Origin of the sequence: Methylocucumis oryzae (assembly GCF_000963695.1) — a bacterium.
GTDB classification, from domain to species: domain Bacteria; phylum Pseudomonadota; class Gammaproteobacteria; order Methylococcales; family Methylomonadaceae; genus Methylovulum; species Methylovulum oryzae.
In genome coordinates, this window is sequence record NZ_LAJX01000184.1 from 1 (window position 1) to 15,421 (window position 15,421).

Sequence of the window (15,421 nt, forward strand, 5' to 3'; positions counted from 1 at the left end):
TGCGGCTAAGTCAGTGTCGTCATCGTTACCCTCAATGGTTGCAAAGACCGCCTCGCCCAGCTTGGCATTAATTTGATTCAGCAATGCTAAGCGTTCTAGTTCAGGATAATCCGGTGCGAATAATAATTTAGTTTGCACTTCGTTAAGCGCCGCTCTAAAGCCTAATTGCACAGTAGGTGGAATAACGATTTCTTGCAAGCGCTGTTGAATTTCGGATTCGCCTAAACCAAATGATTTAAGCGTTACCAGCAAACTAGGTTTTAACGGAAACCGCTGTAGTAAACCCGGTTTAGCCTGGTGTAAAAACATGGGTTTCATTTCCGACGGCACACCAGGCATAAACACAAACCAACAGCGCTGATGTTGTAACGCAAAGCCTGGTGCCGTGCCAAACGCGTTATCTAAACGCAAGCTACCGGACGGTAATAACGCTTGTTTGCGATTTGTTTCTGGCATAGCTTTTTGTCTTAAGGCAAAAAACGTTTTGCATTTTGATGGTAAGCTTCCTCATCAAAAATCAATTCTAAGTCAAAGGCTTTGGCTACCGCTAATGCCGTTAAATCATCGCTAGTTGGGCCTAGGCCGCCGGTACAAAAACAACAATCGGCACGCTCAGCAATCGTTTGCATTAAGCTAATTAAGTCGTCTAGCTTATCGCCAACCGTACTATGCCTAGCCACTTGAAAACCTAATTGCACACCTTGCTGAGCTAGCCAAGCCGCATTGGTATCGACGGTTTGACCGGTGACGATTTCTTCACCTTGCGAGAAAAATTTCCAATAATGGACTCATAAGAATTCCTAAAACACCCGATGAAGGGCATTGTAACGTGCTTTTTAGTGCTTATCACCTTATTGATTTGAGCTACCAGCGTAAGGCGGGACAGGGTATTCAGAGTGCGGGTGTTGACAGCAGGGATGCTGCCGCCAAGCCTACAGGGATGTATTCACGGCGTCCCTCACTCTGAATACCCTGTCCCTGCTAAAGTGTGTAGCCATTTTATTGAACTCCATTGTTTTACGATAACATCGAGCGAGAGTTATACCGACGTTGAATCATTTCTGATGCGCCGCTTCCCGGCATTCTGTCGGCGAGCAACCAAACAGCAACCGAAATCCCCGGCTAAAATGAGATAAATCGTTAAATCCCCAACGGAAAGCTATATCAGAAATACGTCGTCCGGCATGAGCGTCGCTTTCTATGTCTTGCCGGCAACGTTCCAATCTACGCCGCCAAACATATCGCATCAATGAAGTGTCTTCATCGTGAAACAGCAAATTGATGTAGCGGGGCGACAAGCCTGTTCCGGTGCTGACTTTCGCAGGAGTTAATGCGGAATCAGACAAGTGATGTTCTACAAATGTCTTAACCCTATGAAGGGCGACGGTGCGGCTGGTTGATAAATTGATAGAGGCTGGTCGCACGGTTGCCAAGGCCAGTGTCAATAAGTCTAACGCATGTTCGGACAGCGTGGAAAACTCTGGCGCGTTCAGTTCATTGGCTTTATCTGCACAGGAGCGAATAAAATTTGTCGCCACTGACCCTATGCCTAAATGCCCAGGAATATGCAATGCGGTACAGTGCTCAATACCGGAAACCCGTTCTTTTAGCAACGGACGCGGGATAGAAACGATTAGCTTGGCAAAAGGCTCTGGACAACGGATATGGTGCGGTAATGTCGCATCGTATAACGTCATGTCGCCGGGCTTTAGAAAGACCTCCCGGCCATTTTGTTGTAAGCGGTAGTTACCAGACAAGTGAACCACCGCGAAATAAGCATCTTGACTGATTAACTCTGGCTCGTGTGGCAAGCGCTGTAATGTGATTTCATTTGAGCGGATAACGGACAAGCGTAATTTGTCCCAACTGTAAATGAGCATTTCATTAAATACGCCGGTCTTGGGCGGCGTTATTTCAACATTAGCGTATTCACGGCCTATCACTTCTTTCAACCACTCTAGTCGGATGTGCGGCGCAAAATCAGCCGTCGAGTATTTGACTGCTTGTGTTGGCGAGGATGCTAGCGTTGTTGAGTTGTGCAAAATGTTAATATCGTTGTCCATGCGCTTCTCTCTCAATGCTTAATGGTCTTATGGCGGATTGTAGCCTGTTGATGCGTATTATTACCGCCCCAGTCAATAGGTTGTTCCGTTGCGGACAAGAAATATACCTCTATTAGCTTTATAGTGGGCACTCATCATCTGTGACGGCTTAAGCTTTAGGAGGAATTATGAACAAAAATACACTATCTTGTGAAAACGTGCTGTTGCTCAGAGGCGCCGCCTTATGGCTGTTGATGGCTTTATGCCTCGCATGGTGTATGGTGTTCTTGAAATTTGATTTAGCGTTTTTCAAGCTCATTTTTCCAGGTAAATTTACCCGTGTGCTTCAGGCACACTTGGATTTCTTGTTAATGTCGGCATTGTTGTTTGGCTTTTATGCGGCTAAAGTTCCGCTGCCAACCTCGGTGCGCTGGTGTATGGTGGTGGGTGCTTTCACTAATTCCAGTTTGTTTATGTTGCAAGCAATGTTTCCGGTACTGGATGCTCAGCCCCCGGCGCAAGGGCTGTTTCCTGGCGTGTTCCGCGTGTATTTGCTGGCAAGCCTATTCACCACCAGTTATGGTTTTGGCCGTGGGGCGGTTATTGTCGTATTGTCTACGTTGCCATTAAAAGAATAGTAATTCGCGTAAAAACCGTTTACCGCCATTCAAATACCATCACAGTTATATCATCGGCAAAGCGTTGTCGTCCGCAAAAGTTCCTTAACGTACTGTATAAGGTATCGATAATGCTCTGTGGCGATTCTAGCACGTGATTCTTTACGACCTGTTTAACCCGTTCTAAACCGAAAAACTCACCTTCGGCATTTTCCGTCTCGGTCAAGCCATCGGTATAAAACAAAATCACATCGCCTGCGGTTAGCGGTAACGTGTTTTCCTCAAAGTCGACATTTTTTTGGATGCCCATGACTAATCCGTCGGCATCTAGTTCCTTGATTTTCATGGTGTGGCGATTGAATATTAACGGTGGTGGGTGTCCGGCATTAGCGTAGATAAGACAGTTTTGCAGCAAGTCTACTTGCAGGTAAAACAGCGTAATGAAGTAATCGGCCTTGTCTAAGTCGGCAAACAGGAAATTGTTCAAAGCGCTAATCGCGGAGGCAGGAGACGTATTGGTGTTGGCCTGCACCCGTAATGCGCTACGGGTTTCCGCCATGAATAAGGCAGGACCTATGGAATGGCCGGAAACGTCGGCAATGACGATATTGAGTTTATGACGTTGGTCTTGATAAAAGTAATCATAATAATCGCCACCCACTTTATCGGCTGGCAAGCACATGCCTGTTATTTCAAATCGTTCAGATTTCAGCGGTGCCGATGGCAATAAACTGGTCTGAATTTTCTGAGCGATATGGATTTCGCTCTGCGCAATGGCTAAGTCTACTTGGGCTTGTCGGATTTGTTGTTCGGCTGCTTTACGGTTAGAAATGTCATGGATAAAACTGCTAAAAATATAAGCATTGCCGAGTTTGAGGGGTGACACACTGAGCTCCACTGGAAATTCGCTGCCATCACGGCGTTTAGCAGTGTGTTCGATTTGCCGGTTAAGAATTGGACCTTCCCCGGTCTCCAGAAAGTGTCGCATGCCTTGCCGATGGGCTTCGTGATAGCGGCTGGGTATGATTAACTCATCCAGCCGCTGGCCTATCGCTTCTTTAGCCGACCAACCGAACATGATTTCAGCCTGTTGATTCCATTCAGAGATAATCCCGTAGGAGTCCATAATCACAATCGCATTTATAGAACTTTCGATAATCAGCCGAGTACGTTTTTCTGATTCGATTAATGCTTGCTCGAACTGCACGCGCGCCGAAATGTCGCGATCTACACCTCGCCATTTTAGTAACTTGCCATCAGCATTGATTATTGGCAAACCAGTTGATTCGGTAATCACTTGATGACCGTCTTTATGCCGATAATGATTGAGCAAAGCGTGAAACGGTTGCTGGCTGCTGGAAACAGTGCTTTTAGTTGCTTTATCTTGAAACGTTAATAATTGGGTGTAATGTTTGCCTAAAATTTGCTCTTCGCTAAGGCCAAGTATTTGATTGACGGCAGTGCTACTGTACAAATAATAACCTTGCGGGTCTTGTTCCCATAGCCATTCGCCGGAAAGTTCCGCCATTTGCCGGAATCGCTCCTCGCTTTCTGACAGCGCCGATTCCACCGCTTTGCGATGCGTGATGTCTTCTTCTATGGCTAAAAAATGGCTGATTTCACCGGCACTGTTTTTAATGGCACTGACGCTCTCATGCACCCAATACACGCTGCCGTTTTTGTGTTTATTTAAAATTTCTCCCTGGCATTCACCGGTATTGAGTAAGGTATCCCACATGGCTTGGTAATACGACTTAGACATTTCGCCAGACTGTAATTTCGACGGTTTTTGCCCAAGCAATTCATCCGCAGAATAGCCGGTCATGGCGCAGAACTTAGGATTGACATAGGCGATGCTGCCCTTGTTATCGGTAATCATCACGGCGCTGGCGCTTTGCTCGACGACATGGCGCATCACCAAAAAATCATTGTCGGGCCTTAATGGCTGCAGCAACAAAACCAAGTCGCTGTGTTCACCAACTTGCCCAGGTAAATCCGAAACCGATAGTATGGCCTGAAAGTGTTGCTGTTGTTTGGTAAGCACCGTGGCGCCGAAACAAGCGTCGGCCTGATTGCGCTTAGCCAAAGCCGCAGGCCAAATCGATAATTCGTGATGGGGTAAAATCCGTGCTAGTGGTTGATTGATTAATTCCTCTTCTGTATACCCCAATAAACTGGCAGCGGAGGCATTGACGCCGACAATTTGAGCACTCATAGTTGCATCCGTTTGCTGTTGTCTGATGAGTAACAAATTGAACGACAGGTTTTTAATCAGATTATCCATTCGACTTCCGGTAAATATTGCTCAGGCTAATCGCGCGAACGATACATTAGCGCGATTGTTTAGCAAGTTGTTATATCGCATTGATACAGAATGTAAAATAACGCTTGCTGCATGAGGCATCCTAAATTAGAGTTGCCAAAAGTGGAAGGCTTAAAACATACCGGCTGTTGGCGAGGGCAGGTTGGAGAGGGTGAGACGACCGCTAGCATTTTCAAACCAGACAAAATAATCACTAAACCATGAACCTACATATTGAAAAAATAAATAAATTCAATGTATTAAATATCGATGACGAAAGAATCGATGCGCATAACTCTGCTGAATTAAAAGATTATATTTTGCAAATGATAGAGCGGGGCGAACATCATATTATTGTACAACTGCAGCATGTGCGGTTTATCGACAGTTCAGGGCTAGGGGCATTATTATCTGGGCATAAAAATATTTTGGCTAAATCCGGCCGTTTTGTCTTAACTAATATTCAGCAACAAGTGCTTACTATGTTTGAAATGACTCGATTAAACCGAGTATTTGAAATATACGATAGCGTCAACGAAGTCACAGATAACTAGCTTAGGAATAACTCAGGAATAACAATGTACCCTTCAATCATACAAGTCGATGTCATCATTCCAACCCAAACCAAATATTTGGATTTCATTGGCAGCATTGGAGAGCGTATCGCTAAGGAATTAGACACTTATACCGGCGATAAAGCGGCTTTAGCCTATCAGTTGAATCTGGTATTGACTGAAGCGACGGCTAACGCTATTAAACATGCTAATGACCAAAATCAACAAGATATTGTTAGAGTATCGATTTGCTTGAACGAGAATGTATTGAACATAAAAGTATACGATAAAGGCCAGGGCTTCGATTTAAACTCAGTGCCAGAACCTGATTTCGATAATCCTAAGGAAGGGGGCATGGGGTTGTTTTTTATCCGCTCAACGATGGATTCCGTGACTTATACAAAATCCGATACCGAAAACGTATTGGAAATCATCAAAAACTTGAACTGAAGGCCGCGCTAACATGCAACAACCGAATGAAATATGGACAAAAAAACTGAAGCGCCTTTCTGAAAAAGCCTGTGGTAAACAGTTCGGATATGATTTATGGCAAAAATACGCAGCTGGATTTCCCGACGATTATCGTTTATCGATTTCTCCCCGCCATGCGCTAGGCGACATGTTACAACTGGAAAAATTACCAGCGCCGACAGCGCGGCAACCGGTTAGTTTATTAAAACCTGATAAACTCTTTCCCCATTACCGGTTGCATTTTTTATAGCCAGGAACCCCGTTATCTGGATGAGTTCATTCCTGTGCTGAAAAACTTGCATTTACGGGTAATGGATCAGGTGCAATTTAACCTATTAATCGACAACGGCTCGTTTTTTATAAAAAAGTTTTGTGGTGCAGGCTACTGGGAATCATAACCTTTCTTTAGATGCAATTGAGCAGCCATTACTGGAAACCATTCAAGCCGTGATGGGTGGTCGCCTGGAAAGCGACTCGATTAACAAACTGGTGACGCTCACCGGCCTGAATTGGCAGGCTTGCGACGTATTGCGCACGTATCGTAACTATTACCTACAGCTTGATCACCATACCTCTAAAACTAGTATTCATCAGGCTTTGATTAACAACCATCAGGTTGCTAAGGGACTGTTCGAGTATTTTGAAGCACGTTTTCGACCCAATCCCGCCTGGCGCGACTCTATGGTTAGGGAAGAGCAGGTGTTATATGCGTTACGGCTGCAATTATTAGAGGCGATGGCGGCGGTAGAAAATTTGAATGAAGACCGTATCTTGCGAACCTTTTTCAATTTGATAGACGCTACCGTTAGAAGCAATTTTCACCAACGTAATCAGCAAGACGATTATTTCATTGCGATTAAAATCGATAGTTTAGGCGTGATTGATATGCCGTCGCCCAAGCCAATCTACGAAATCTATGTACACGCCGTCAATATGGAGGGCATTCATTTGCGTGGTGGTAAAGTGTCGCGCGGTGGTATTCGCTGGTCCGACCGCATCGATGATTTTCGCACCGAGATTCTGGGTTTGATGCAAACCCAAATCAGCAAGAATGCGTTAATTATTCCTACCGGTGCTAAAGGTGGCTTTGTCGTGAAACTCAGCCCAACTCACCCGCAATTTCGCGAGGCAGGTAAGCTCGCTTATATGCGCTTTATGCGCGGCTTGTTGGATTTAACTGACAATTATTGCGGGGACCAGATTATAAGTCCCCAGCAAGTCGTTGCTCATGACGACTACGACCCTTACTTAGTGGTAGCAGCCGATAAAGGCACTGCTAAATTTTCTGACATTGCGAATGGCATATCTGCCGACTACCAGTTTTGGCTAGGGGATGCCTTTGCCAGCGGCGGTTCTCACGGTTACGACCATAAAGCGCTGGGTATTACTGCGCGTGGCGCCTGGGAATGTGTGAAGCGGCATTTTCGAGAATTAGGCAAAGACATTCAGAACCAGCCGTTTACCGTGATTGGCATTGGCAGCATGGACGGAGACGTGTTCGGCAACGGTATGTTGCAATCGCCGCAAATTCGCTTATTGGCGGCGTTTTAGCGGTCAACATATTTTTATTGACCCAAACCCACCGGCGGGCGATGTCGGGTTAACCGAGCGCCGCCGTTTGTTTGAGCTGCCTGGCTCCAGTTGGAACGATTATGACCGTTCTTTTGATTTCAGCCGGAGGSGGGGTGTATTTGCGCGCCGATAAAGACATTCCGCTGTCTGAGGAAGTCAAAAAATGGTTAGGTATTCGGTTCAAAGCCATTGATGGTGAATCTTTGATTCAATATTTGCTGAAAACGCCGGTTGAATTACTGTGGCTAGGCGGTATCGGCACCTATATTAAAGCCAGCACTGAAAAGCATGAAGAGGTGGGCGACCGTCATAACGACAATGTGCGGATTGATGCGTGCGATTTAAAAGCCTAGTGGTCGGCGAAGGCGCCAACTTGGGGTTTACCCAAAAAGCCAGGGTCGAATACGCTTTGCACGGTGGCCGCATCAATACTGACGCCGTTGATAACTCGGCAGGCGTGGATACTTCGGATCATGAAGTCAATTTAAAAATCCTGCTGGCTAAGCTGCATAAAGCTCAACTTATCGAAGATTACCAGAGTCTATTCATTAAACTGACCGATGCTGTCTGTCACGCGGTACTGGTTGACAATTATGCTCAAAGTTTATGTCTGTCCCTGGAGCAACGCCGCAACGCTGACAATCCAGCTCTATTCATACAGGTTGCTGAACGCTTAGAAGCCGCCGGATATTTGGACAGAGCTGTAGAATCCTTCCCGTTAACCGACGAAATTCAGGCGCGGCCGGGTCAAACGTTGACACGGCCAGAACTGGCGGTTTTGATGTCTGCCGCCAAAATGTATTTAACCCAACAGCTTGAAAGCAAAACTGATAAGCTAGCTAAGCCTTGTTACGAACACTATTTGCAAGTTTATTTTCCGGCAGAATTTCGTGAACAATTCGGCGCTCATTTAAGCGGCCATCCGTTAGCGCATGAAATCAAGGCTACCGTTATCAGCAACGCGCTCATTAACCAATGTGGATGCGGTTTTTTAAGCTTAGGCGATAACGGAAACGGACAGTTAATGGCATATGTCGACGCTTATTTAACGTTCGATAAAATACTGCAAGCGGAAGCGTTAAGAGATGCGATTTACTGTCTGGACAATAGCATCCCGGCAGAACACCAATACCGGTTATTGCTAGAACTGGAACAAACCTTAAGCGAATTTTGCCACTGGAGTGTTGCTCATAAAGCCGGGCTGCACCCTGATTGCGAAACGATTAACACCTATCGGCGTTTGCTGGACGACTATCGAGGTTACTTAGAACAACATGCTAGTGATGCCTTGGTAGCGAAAATACAGCACTATCAAGCGGAAGGCGCGCCAAAATCATTAGCGGAATCCTTAGCGCTTATCAGCCAATGCGCTGATTTTCCGTTTATGGCGTTATTAGTAAACGAAACCGGTCAGGATTTTGTAAGAATCGGCTTGACAGTACATGACGTGCGCAAAACGTTAAATATCGAGGATATTACCAGACAATTAGCCCAAACACCTTTACGCGACTATTGGGTAAGAGCCGTCTGCACAACCTTACAAGCCGACATCGAGCGATACACAGCTTTACTGGCCAAACAAATTCTGTACCATGAAGCCGACAACTGCGCCGGTTATTTGCAACGACATGCTGATCAAGCCGCGCTTAAACGCTACCGAAAGATATATTTGGAGAACAGTAAAACCAATCCGGTGAATTTACTGGCTTATGTGGTTTTGGTGCGGGCGTTGGGGGATGTTGTCGTTATAATGTAAAGTGGCTATGCACTTTAGGCGGGACAATGCCACACGGGACAGGGCATTTAGAACGCAGGTGTTGGCATCACGGATGCTGCCACCAAGCCTACAGGGATGTATTTACGGCGTCCTGCGCTCTAAATGCCCTGTCCCTACTTAAGTTGGTAGCCTGTAAAGTGAACTCAAAGCAGCACAATCTAAGTTTATCCGCTTCTATTTCCTCTGCCCCATTGTTCTGATGTTAAAGCCGTCTATATAAATAGGAGCGATAACATAATTGTATTTTTTAGAATATTTTTTATCATCTAATAAACCAATATCTTTTAATCGTTTAAGAAAGGCATCAAACGTATTAAATTGTGCTTGTAATTGTGTTGCGTTTTGCCAGAATTCTTTGAATTTCTCATCGCTAAATAAAGAGCCGAGTTGACCAATGTTATCGAAAAATTCAGATAACTCAGGATATTCATTTTTAATAGCATCGCATCTTTCTGCGGAAGCTATTTCTAATCCTTTGGTGAGAGAGTTCCAGCGTAACAAATGATCAGTGGGGGCTGATTTCCCTTGAGGCTGTTGCAATTCAAATTCTTTGGCTTTACTTAACAAAATGGTTAATGAACGCGGATAGGTATTGTCACTAGAATCTGTTAAACGAGAGTAAACCCAGGTTGAAACATAAGCATTTTTATTTTTTTGAGTACGCAAACCCCATAAGGGTGATAAAGCTTGGCGCAAAAACTTCTTCATTAGTTTCATCTAATTGATTATCTGCTAATGGCAAAATACGGTGAGTAAACGTTTTAAATTTTTCTGAACCACCAATAGCTAAACGATAGGCTAAACGGAAAAAAATCATCTTTGTCCCATTTTAACAGTAAGGTTCTGGCATCACTAAAATGGCTTTTATTAGTAAAAACTAAAATTGCTCCAAATATCCTCGCGCAAAAAAACCTTAAAACGAAGCTGGTATAAATTGTTATTATTAGTGTCGTAAATCAAACGCATTAAGCCGCCAAGGGCCTCTTGTTGCCAAGCTGAGTTTTCTCTAATATCTTGGTCTAAGTCATCGTAAAGCAACCATATTTTTTGATTTTTACTTCTTAAATAGCTATTTAAATGAGTGATAGCATCACGGCACAAGCCATTTAATGTTGTATCAGTTGCAAACTCTAATAATTTAGACGTGTGTCTGGATTCCCATGCGATATTTCCAGTAACTTTAAAATTGGATTCTAAGCGAGAATATAGGGCGTTTTAATTTTGCTGATTTAATAATCTCAGTAAATTCTGGATAAGATTGATAAAGACGAATAATGCATAAGCCCGCCATATAGATAACCAATCTGAATCATCAATAATTAATTGCTTTTGAATATCTGAAAAGACATCAGCATTAGGTTTAAATGTATTACTAACACCATGCCCAGAAAAAATAACAATGTTATTTAATATGCCGCTAGAACGCTTTTTAGCAATTTCTGTGTATTGGGTAAATAACTTATAAAGCGTTGATTTTCCAGTACCTTTACGCCCTCTAATTATCCATACTGAATCATCTAAAAAACGATCAAAATCGGCAGTTTTTTGAAAAATAGTATTAAAATCAAACTCTGTATCTAAAATACTTTCAGCGTTTGCTTTAGGAAAGGTTAAAGACTCAATCAATTCTAAGCGATTAGATTCTGCTAGTATTACTGCTGTTTCCTCGATGCCGCTAATTTCAAGTAATTGGTTTGCTAATGGCGCGTAATAGGGTAAAGCAGTTTCAACTGGAAATTGGTTACTACCTGCAATATTAGGGTTATAGGAAATTAAAATAGGTTCTTCATTTTCAATTAATTGTAAACTGGGTTTAATTGATTTAATTAAAGCCTCTCCAATAATTCCTTCTGGAATAGGCGATAAAACTAATTTAGCTTGAACGCCTGTTAATTCTTTTAATAAATTCCTAACAAAACAAATTCCATCGGCATTTTGTTGACTGGGATATAAAACTACAAAAGCTTCATCAGCAAGCTGTAATAAAGATAATCCGCCCCATTCATTTAATCCGGTACGCGCATCAATTAGCATAATATCCGGTTGGTATTGTTTCCAAAGCTCCTCTTCAAATTGATACCAAGGGTCTGTGCTTGCAGAAAATAAATGCGCAGTGGATAAAATAGATAAGCGTTGAATATAACGTTGTCCTATTTTCCCGGCGGGGACAATAAATAAATCGCGACGTGATGGGCTATCTTTAACGCTATATATGATATTAGTTAATTCAATTTGTGGCTGATGATGCTCATCAAAAAAGCAGGTTTGACGCTCCCATAGATAATCAATCAAACCTTCATCAGTTGACTTACCCGTAGGCGGTAATAAAGCTTGTAATCCTGGAGCTTCAACGTCCATATCGACTAAAACAACGCGCTTGCCTTGTCTTGCTAATTGAAAAGCGGTTTGAATTAATGCGGTTGTTCGTCCAACCCCGCCTTTATAGGAATAAAACACCACCCGCTTAATGGAATGCTTAGGTTTTTTAGCAAAAGATGTTTTACCTGCAGATAACATTGCCACAGCATCTTGCCATGATAAAGGAGCAGCATCTTCTGTGTTTGAAATTGAAATATCCTCATTGGTCGCTTCTTCAGCGGTATAAAGCTCTATGATTCCAGGCGTTAATCCCAATTCTTTAATTAATGGTTCAACAAGCTCTAAGCGTTCTTTTCGGGTCTTTTTTGTCAAACCGATTTGAAATAATGGTTAGTAAAACAAATCCGCCTTCACCAATATCCAATTCAAATTGTTTGGGAAACTTCTGAGTCAAAGCCTTTCTGAGTTGGGTTGCAGCTTTCATAGAATTGTTCTTTTATTTTTTTGTAACCAGAGGCAAATGTAATTAAAACTATTATGCCAATCTGATAAAGACTCAGTTGTTTGCGGAATATAACGCAAGCTAATGTAATCAGGATTTGATGAACCTAGAGGGCGAATAATTTTTTCAAGATGCCTAAAAAACTGTCCATCTGCTAGAGCGACATTATATAAATCCGACATATCACTAAGGGCTTTTCTTAAGTCATGTTTTGGATTTTTAATAGGTTTTCCAAATAATGAATCTCGGACACGATGGCTTTGATTATTCCAATCGCTAATTTTATGATAAACAAGGAGCATTGCTTTTAATTGACACTCAATAGCCACTCCACCTAAATGAAAAATAGCAATTGCATGGTTTTGATTTCTAGGTAATGCAAAAATATCATTTTTTCTTGCTGAATAAGCGCCTTTGAAGTCTTCCATAGATAAAATATTTATATAAAAAACAACTCTTGCAGAATAAGTTGAATTGCTGCTTTTATCAACGTTTAAGTTTTTATTTGCTAGTAACAAATGTTGTTTGGTTGCTCTGTTATTGCGTGGGAATGTGGCAGACTTTACAAACACAACTCAATCCAATGCACAACTCTAATGCTATCGTTGTGTAAATGGTTTAAGCAGCCAATATTAGCGGTTGCGATAAGTTCGGGTTTGGTGGCGCTGAGAGAGGTGAGTTTTTGCTCGCGTAGACGTGCTGATAAGTCGGGTTGTAAAAGTGAGTAAACACCTGCTGAGCCGCAGCATAATTCGGCTTGGGCTATGGGTAAGAGATGGTGGCCTAAGCGGGTTAACACGGCTTCGACTTGGCCGGTTAAGCGTTGTCCGTGTTGTAAAGTACACGGGGCATGAAAAGCGAGGGTTTTGGTTTCTGGCGTTAAGCGTTGTAAATCTTCTTGTGCGAGGATTTCGCTTAAGTCTTTACACAGCGCAGAAAAGTGTTGAGCTTTGTCCCTGTACTCGTCGTCGTATTGTAATAGCTCAGCATAGTTTTTTAACATTAGCGTACACGCACTAGCACTGCTAATAATGGCTTCGGCGCCTTGTTCTATCTGGCTTAAGCAGAGGTCTATATTGGTGCGAGCAAAGTGTTTAGCACGCTCGTGGTCGGCTAAATGATAAGGCAGCGCAGCGCAGCATTGGCCGGTTACTGGGATGAGCGTAATACCTAAGCGGGCAAAAACGGCTATGCATTGCTCATCGATATTCGGTGCTAGGGTTGGTTGTACGCAGCCTGTCAGTAATAGCATGGTTCGGTTTGAGGTGGGTAAGCGAGTAGGGTAGGCCACCTTAGCCGGTTTATGCAGTTTGGCTTTAAGTGATTTTGGCAGTAACGGCTTAAGCCATAAGCCTAATTGAAAAGCGCTTTGAAAGCGTTGCCTATATGAGAAAACGTGTAGCGCGAGTAATCGAATCAGCCGTTGTTTGAATGGGCGGCGTACTTGTTGTGCGATGATAGGCTGAGCTAAATCGACTAAGCGTCCGTAGTGTACGCCTGAAGGGCATATTGATTCACAGGCCCGGCAATTTAAACAACGGTCTATATGCTGTTGCGTGACTCGACTGACTGGCTGACCTTCAAGCGCTTGTTTAAGCAGATAAATACGACCACGCGGGCCGTCGAGTTCATTATTCAGTTCTGCATAAGTTGGACAACCCGCATTGCAAAAACCGCAATGCACGCAAGCTCGCAAAATGCTTTGTAATTCATCGTGTTCGGGCAGGGCTTTAACAAAATCGGCAAGTTGAGTGTGCATTACCAGTCAGGCGTGAGTCGTTGAGGATTAAAAATTCCCTTGGGGTCGAAGGCGTGCTTAATGCCACGGTTGAGCGCGGATAACGGCTCAGTTAACGGTTGCCAATGGCTGGTTTTTTCCCGCTCTGTTCGGAATAACAGCGCATGGCCTTTGGCATCGGCGGCGGCTTTGAAAATAATGTCAGACGAGCAATCCGTTTTTAGCCAGCGCAAGCCGCCGGCCCAATCGTAAAACCAAGTGCCAGGTAGGGCTAACGGCGGTGTGGCAGGGGGTAGCTAATACGCCATAGTTGATCTGGGGTTTGGAAAAACGGTAACGTTTGTTCGTTTAATTGCTGCCAAATGTCGTTGTTGGGCAAGATTTCACCGCCTAGCTTTTGGCTTGCAGCATGTAAGGCTGATGCGTAACCCGATAAACGCACATATAAGCATTGACCATCGTAGCATAAGCCGGATAACGGTAATGATTGCCGACATAAGACGCTCATTTGATTAAGAGCTTTATCAACATTAAGCGTTTAAGCAGTGCGTAACCGTGGTTTCAGGTAGCGGTAAGACTTTTAATGAGAGTTCTAATAATACGCCTAAAGTCCCCATCGCACCGACCATTAACCTAGATACATCAAAGCCTGCGACATTTTTCATGACTTCGCCGCCAAATTTTACAACCTGCGCGTTGCCATTTATCAGTTTGCAGCCTAAGACAAAATCCCTGGCCGAGCCTGAAAATAAGCGTCTAGGGCCAGAAAATCCACATGCGATAGTTCCACCTAAGGTGGCGGCTGGGCTAAACGAGGGCGGCTCAAACGCTAGCATTTGTTTATGCTCGGCTAGCGCTTGGCTTATATCAGATAATAACGTGCCAGCTCTTGCGGTTATGACTAATTCATCAGGGTGGTAATGTAGAATACCGGTGTGTTGGCTTACGCTTAAGGTTTGACCTTTGGTTGTATAGCCATAAAAGTGTTTACTGTTGCCGCCGACGATAGCTAACGGTTGTTGCTGGGCAAGCGCGTGTTCCACTTGCGCTAATAACACCTCTGTTTGATCTAAGCCGGTCATAACGGCTTTTCCAAAGCCCGATACATACGCACTAGCGCGATAAACGCTAGAAAGTCGTATAAGCCGTGGATTAACATAGGTGTTAATAAATTATAGCCACCGCCAAACGTCATAGACACGCTAAAGTATAAACCGACTAATCCAGCTAATAGCGCATACAGTGGCGTAACCGCGTGTACCAGACCGAACAATAAATTACTCAATAAGAGTCCAGCGATATAACCAAAATTGGACGCCAGCCAGGGTTCTAATACGCCTCGAAATAATAATTCTTCAGCAAAACCGGCAATTGCACCGAGTAACAACAAATGCGGCCAGGAATAAGGCGAGAGCATAGGGCCTAACGTCGCTAACAGTAAGTGTCTAATCTGCTGTATCGCTGGTGCGCTGACTTGATGCAAGCTAAAAAACATTACCAGTAACGGTAACGTGCCTAACACGCCGT

The 15,421-nt window shown here is 43.8% G+C and carries 20 protein-coding genes and 1 pseudogene; 7 read left to right on the forward strand and 14 right to left on the reverse strand.

Annotated elements, in window-relative coordinates; translation table 11 throughout:
* The 3 genes from VZ94_RS29425 to VZ94_RS16040 all read right to left on the reverse strand — a co-directional run.
* The coding region (locus tag VZ94_RS29425) for a molybdopterin-binding protein (RefSeq protein WP_500684257.1) at nt 1–456 on the reverse strand (456 nt) is incomplete at its 3' end.
* An 11-nt stretch (nt 457–467) separates the two neighbouring features.
* Nucleotides 468–752: a molybdopterin-binding protein gene (locus VZ94_RS29430; RefSeq protein ID WP_239650006.1), complete on the reverse strand. Its 285-nt coding sequence runs from the start codon at nt 750–752 to the stop codon at nt 468–470.
* 303 nt (nt 753–1,055) lie between these two features.
* A complete protein-coding gene (locus tag VZ94_RS16040; RefSeq protein WP_045779995.1) occupies nt 1,056–2,063 on the reverse strand; it encodes an AraC-like ligand-binding domain-containing protein in 1,008 nt (335 codons plus the stop codon).
* Nucleotides 2,064–2,230: 167 nt separating this feature from the next.
* Here VZ94_RS16040 and VZ94_RS16045 point away from each other — a divergent pair, with 167 nt between their 5' ends.
* Nucleotides 2,231–2,680: a hypothetical protein gene (locus VZ94_RS16045; RefSeq protein ID WP_045779996.1), complete on the forward strand. Its 450-nt coding sequence runs from the start codon at nt 2,231–2,233 to the stop codon at nt 2,678–2,680.
* Between the two features lie 19 nt (nt 2,681–2,699).
* Here VZ94_RS16045 and VZ94_RS16050 read toward each other — a convergent pair whose 3' ends face one another.
* Complete coding sequence (locus VZ94_RS16050) at nt 2,700–4,874, reverse strand: PAS domain S-box protein (RefSeq protein WP_239650005.1); 2,175 nt, start codon at nt 4,872–4,874, stop codon at nt 2,700–2,702.
* Between the two features lie 308 nt (nt 4,875–5,182).
* On the opposite strand from VZ94_RS16050, the gene VZ94_RS16055 reads away from it, so the two are divergent.
* From VZ94_RS16055 to VZ94_RS32375, 6 genes and pseudogenes are all read left to right on the forward strand, one after another.
* Nucleotides 5,183–5,515, forward strand: coding sequence for an STAS domain-containing protein (locus VZ94_RS16055; protein ID WP_045779998.1), 333 nt, complete (start codon nt 5,183–5,185; stop codon nt 5,513–5,515).
* A gap of 24 nt (nt 5,516–5,539) precedes the next feature.
* Nucleotides 5,540–5,965 carry an ATP-binding protein gene (locus VZ94_RS16060; protein WP_045779999.1) on the forward strand — a complete coding sequence of 142 codons (426 nt, stop codon included), beginning with the start codon at nt 5,540–5,542 and terminating at the stop codon, nt 5,963–5,965.
* A gap of 13 nt (nt 5,966–5,978) precedes the next feature.
* Nucleotides 5,979–6,236, forward strand: a complete 258-nt coding sequence (locus VZ94_RS32360) for an NAD-glutamate dehydrogenase domain-containing protein (protein WP_045780000.1) — start codon at nt 5,979–5,981, stop codon at nt 6,234–6,236.
* Between the two features lie 122 nt (nt 6,237–6,358).
* On the forward strand, nt 6,359–7,537 hold the full coding sequence (locus VZ94_RS32365; RefSeq protein WP_338040463.1) for an NAD-glutamate dehydrogenase domain-containing protein: 1,179 nt from the start codon (nt 6,359–6,361) through the stop codon (nt 7,535–7,537).
* Nucleotides 7,461–8,117, forward strand: a pseudogene (locus VZ94_RS32370) (NAD-glutamate dehydrogenase domain-containing protein); the annotation flags it as partial. The gene VZ94_RS32365 and the pseudogene VZ94_RS32370, both read left to right, overlap by 77 nt.
* 195 nt (nt 8,118–8,312) lie before the next feature.
* Complete coding sequence (locus VZ94_RS32375) at nt 8,313–9,314, forward strand: hypothetical protein (RefSeq protein ID WP_338040464.1); 1,002 nt, start codon at nt 8,313–8,315, stop codon at nt 9,312–9,314.
* Between the two features lie 195 nt (nt 9,315–9,509).
* On the opposite strand, the gene VZ94_RS27140 is transcribed toward VZ94_RS32375, so the two are convergent.
* The 10 genes from VZ94_RS27140 to VZ94_RS16095 all read right to left on the reverse strand — a co-directional run.
* Nucleotides 9,510–10,001 carry a hypothetical protein gene (locus VZ94_RS27140; RefSeq protein WP_204369176.1) on the reverse strand — a complete coding sequence of 164 codons (492 nt, stop codon included), beginning with the start codon at nt 9,999–10,001 and terminating at the stop codon, nt 9,510–9,512.
* Nucleotides 9,982–10,152: a hypothetical protein gene (locus tag VZ94_RS27145; RefSeq protein ID WP_204369177.1), complete on the reverse strand. Its 171-nt coding sequence runs from the start codon at nt 10,150–10,152 to the stop codon at nt 9,982–9,984. The genes VZ94_RS27140 and VZ94_RS27145 overlap by 20 nt, the downstream gene beginning before the upstream one ends.
* Before the next feature lie 50 nt (nt 10,153–10,202).
* Nucleotides 10,203–10,436, reverse strand: coding sequence for a hypothetical protein (locus VZ94_RS27150; RefSeq protein ID WP_204369178.1), 234 nt, complete (start codon nt 10,434–10,436; stop codon nt 10,203–10,205).
* A 114-nt stretch (nt 10,437–10,550) separates the two neighbouring features.
* Nucleotides 10,551–12,026 carry a KGGVGR-motif variant AAA ATPase gene (locus tag VZ94_RS27155; RefSeq protein ID WP_204369179.1) on the reverse strand — a complete coding sequence of 492 codons (1,476 nt, stop codon included), beginning with the start codon at nt 12,024–12,026 and terminating at the stop codon, nt 10,551–10,553.
* A 108-nt stretch (nt 12,027–12,134) separates the two neighbouring features.
* The gene (locus VZ94_RS16080) at nt 12,135–12,728 is read right to left on the reverse strand and encodes a hypothetical protein (protein WP_052700646.1); all 594 of its coding nucleotides are present in this window, start codon (nt 12,726–12,728) and stop codon (nt 12,135–12,137) included.
* The gene (glcF, locus tag VZ94_RS16085; RefSeq protein WP_045780001.1) at nt 12,719–13,915 is read right to left on the reverse strand and encodes a glycolate oxidase subunit GlcF; all 1,197 of its coding nucleotides are present in this window, start codon (nt 13,913–13,915) and stop codon (nt 12,719–12,721) included. Before glcF ends, VZ94_RS16080 begins: the two co-directional genes overlap by 10 nt.
* On the reverse strand, nt 13,915–14,127 hold the full coding sequence (locus VZ94_RS29435; RefSeq protein WP_109867710.1) for an FAD-linked oxidase C-terminal domain-containing protein: 213 nt from the start codon (nt 14,125–14,127) through the stop codon (nt 13,915–13,917). The genes glcF and VZ94_RS29435 overlap by 1 nt, the downstream gene beginning before the upstream one ends.
* 38 nt (nt 14,128–14,165) lie before the next feature.
* Complete coding sequence (locus VZ94_RS29440; RefSeq protein WP_109867711.1) at nt 14,166–14,402, reverse strand: glycolate oxidase subunit GlcE family protein; 237 nt, start codon at nt 14,400–14,402, stop codon at nt 14,166–14,168.
* Between the two features lie 22 nt (nt 14,403–14,424).
* Nucleotides 14,425–14,976 (reverse strand): FAD-binding protein, encoded by a 552-nt coding sequence (locus tag VZ94_RS29445; RefSeq protein ID WP_109867712.1) that lies wholly within the window; start codon nt 14,974–14,976, stop codon nt 14,425–14,427.
* A partial coding sequence (locus VZ94_RS16095) for a CPBP family intramembrane glutamic endopeptidase (RefSeq protein WP_045780003.1) occupies nt 14,973–15,421 on the reverse strand: 449 nt, incomplete at its 5' end. The genes VZ94_RS16095 and VZ94_RS29445, both read right to left, overlap by 4 nt.

Coding starts and splice junctions, on each gene's coding strand:
- VZ94_RS29440 (WP_109867711.1), bottom strand. CDS start 14,402: ATGAGCGTCTTATGTCGGCAATCATTACCGTTATCCGGCTTATGCTAC.
- glcF (WP_045780001.1), bottom strand. CDS start 13,915: ATGCACACTCAACTTGCCGATTTTGTTAAAGCCCTGCCCGAACACGAT.
- VZ94_RS16055 (WP_045779998.1), top strand. CDS start 5,183: ATGAACCTACATATTGAAAAAATAAATAAATTCAATGTATTAAATATC.
- VZ94_RS27145 (WP_204369177.1), bottom strand. CDS start 10,152: ATGATTTTTTTCCGTTTAGCCTATCGTTTAGCTATTGGTGGTTCAGAA.
- VZ94_RS16040 (WP_045779995.1), bottom strand. CDS start 2,063: ATGGACAACGATATTAACATTTTGCACAACTCAACAACGCTAGCATCC.
- VZ94_RS16045 (WP_045779996.1), top strand. CDS start 2,231: ATGAACAAAAATACACTATCTTGTGAAAACGTGCTGTTGCTCAGAGGC.
- VZ94_RS16050 (WP_239650005.1), bottom strand. CDS start 4,874: ATGAGTGCTCAAATTGTCGGCGTCAATGCCTCCGCTGCCAGTTTATTG.
- VZ94_RS29445 (WP_109867712.1), bottom strand. CDS start 14,976: ATGACCGGCTTAGATCAAACAGAGGTGTTATTAGCGCAAGTGGAACAC.
- VZ94_RS32360 (WP_045780000.1), top strand. CDS start 5,979: ATGCAACAACCGAATGAAATATGGACAAAAAAACTGAAGCGCCTTTCT.
- VZ94_RS16060 (WP_045779999.1), top strand. CDS start 5,540: ATGTACCCTTCAATCATACAAGTCGATGTCATCATTCCAACCCAAACC.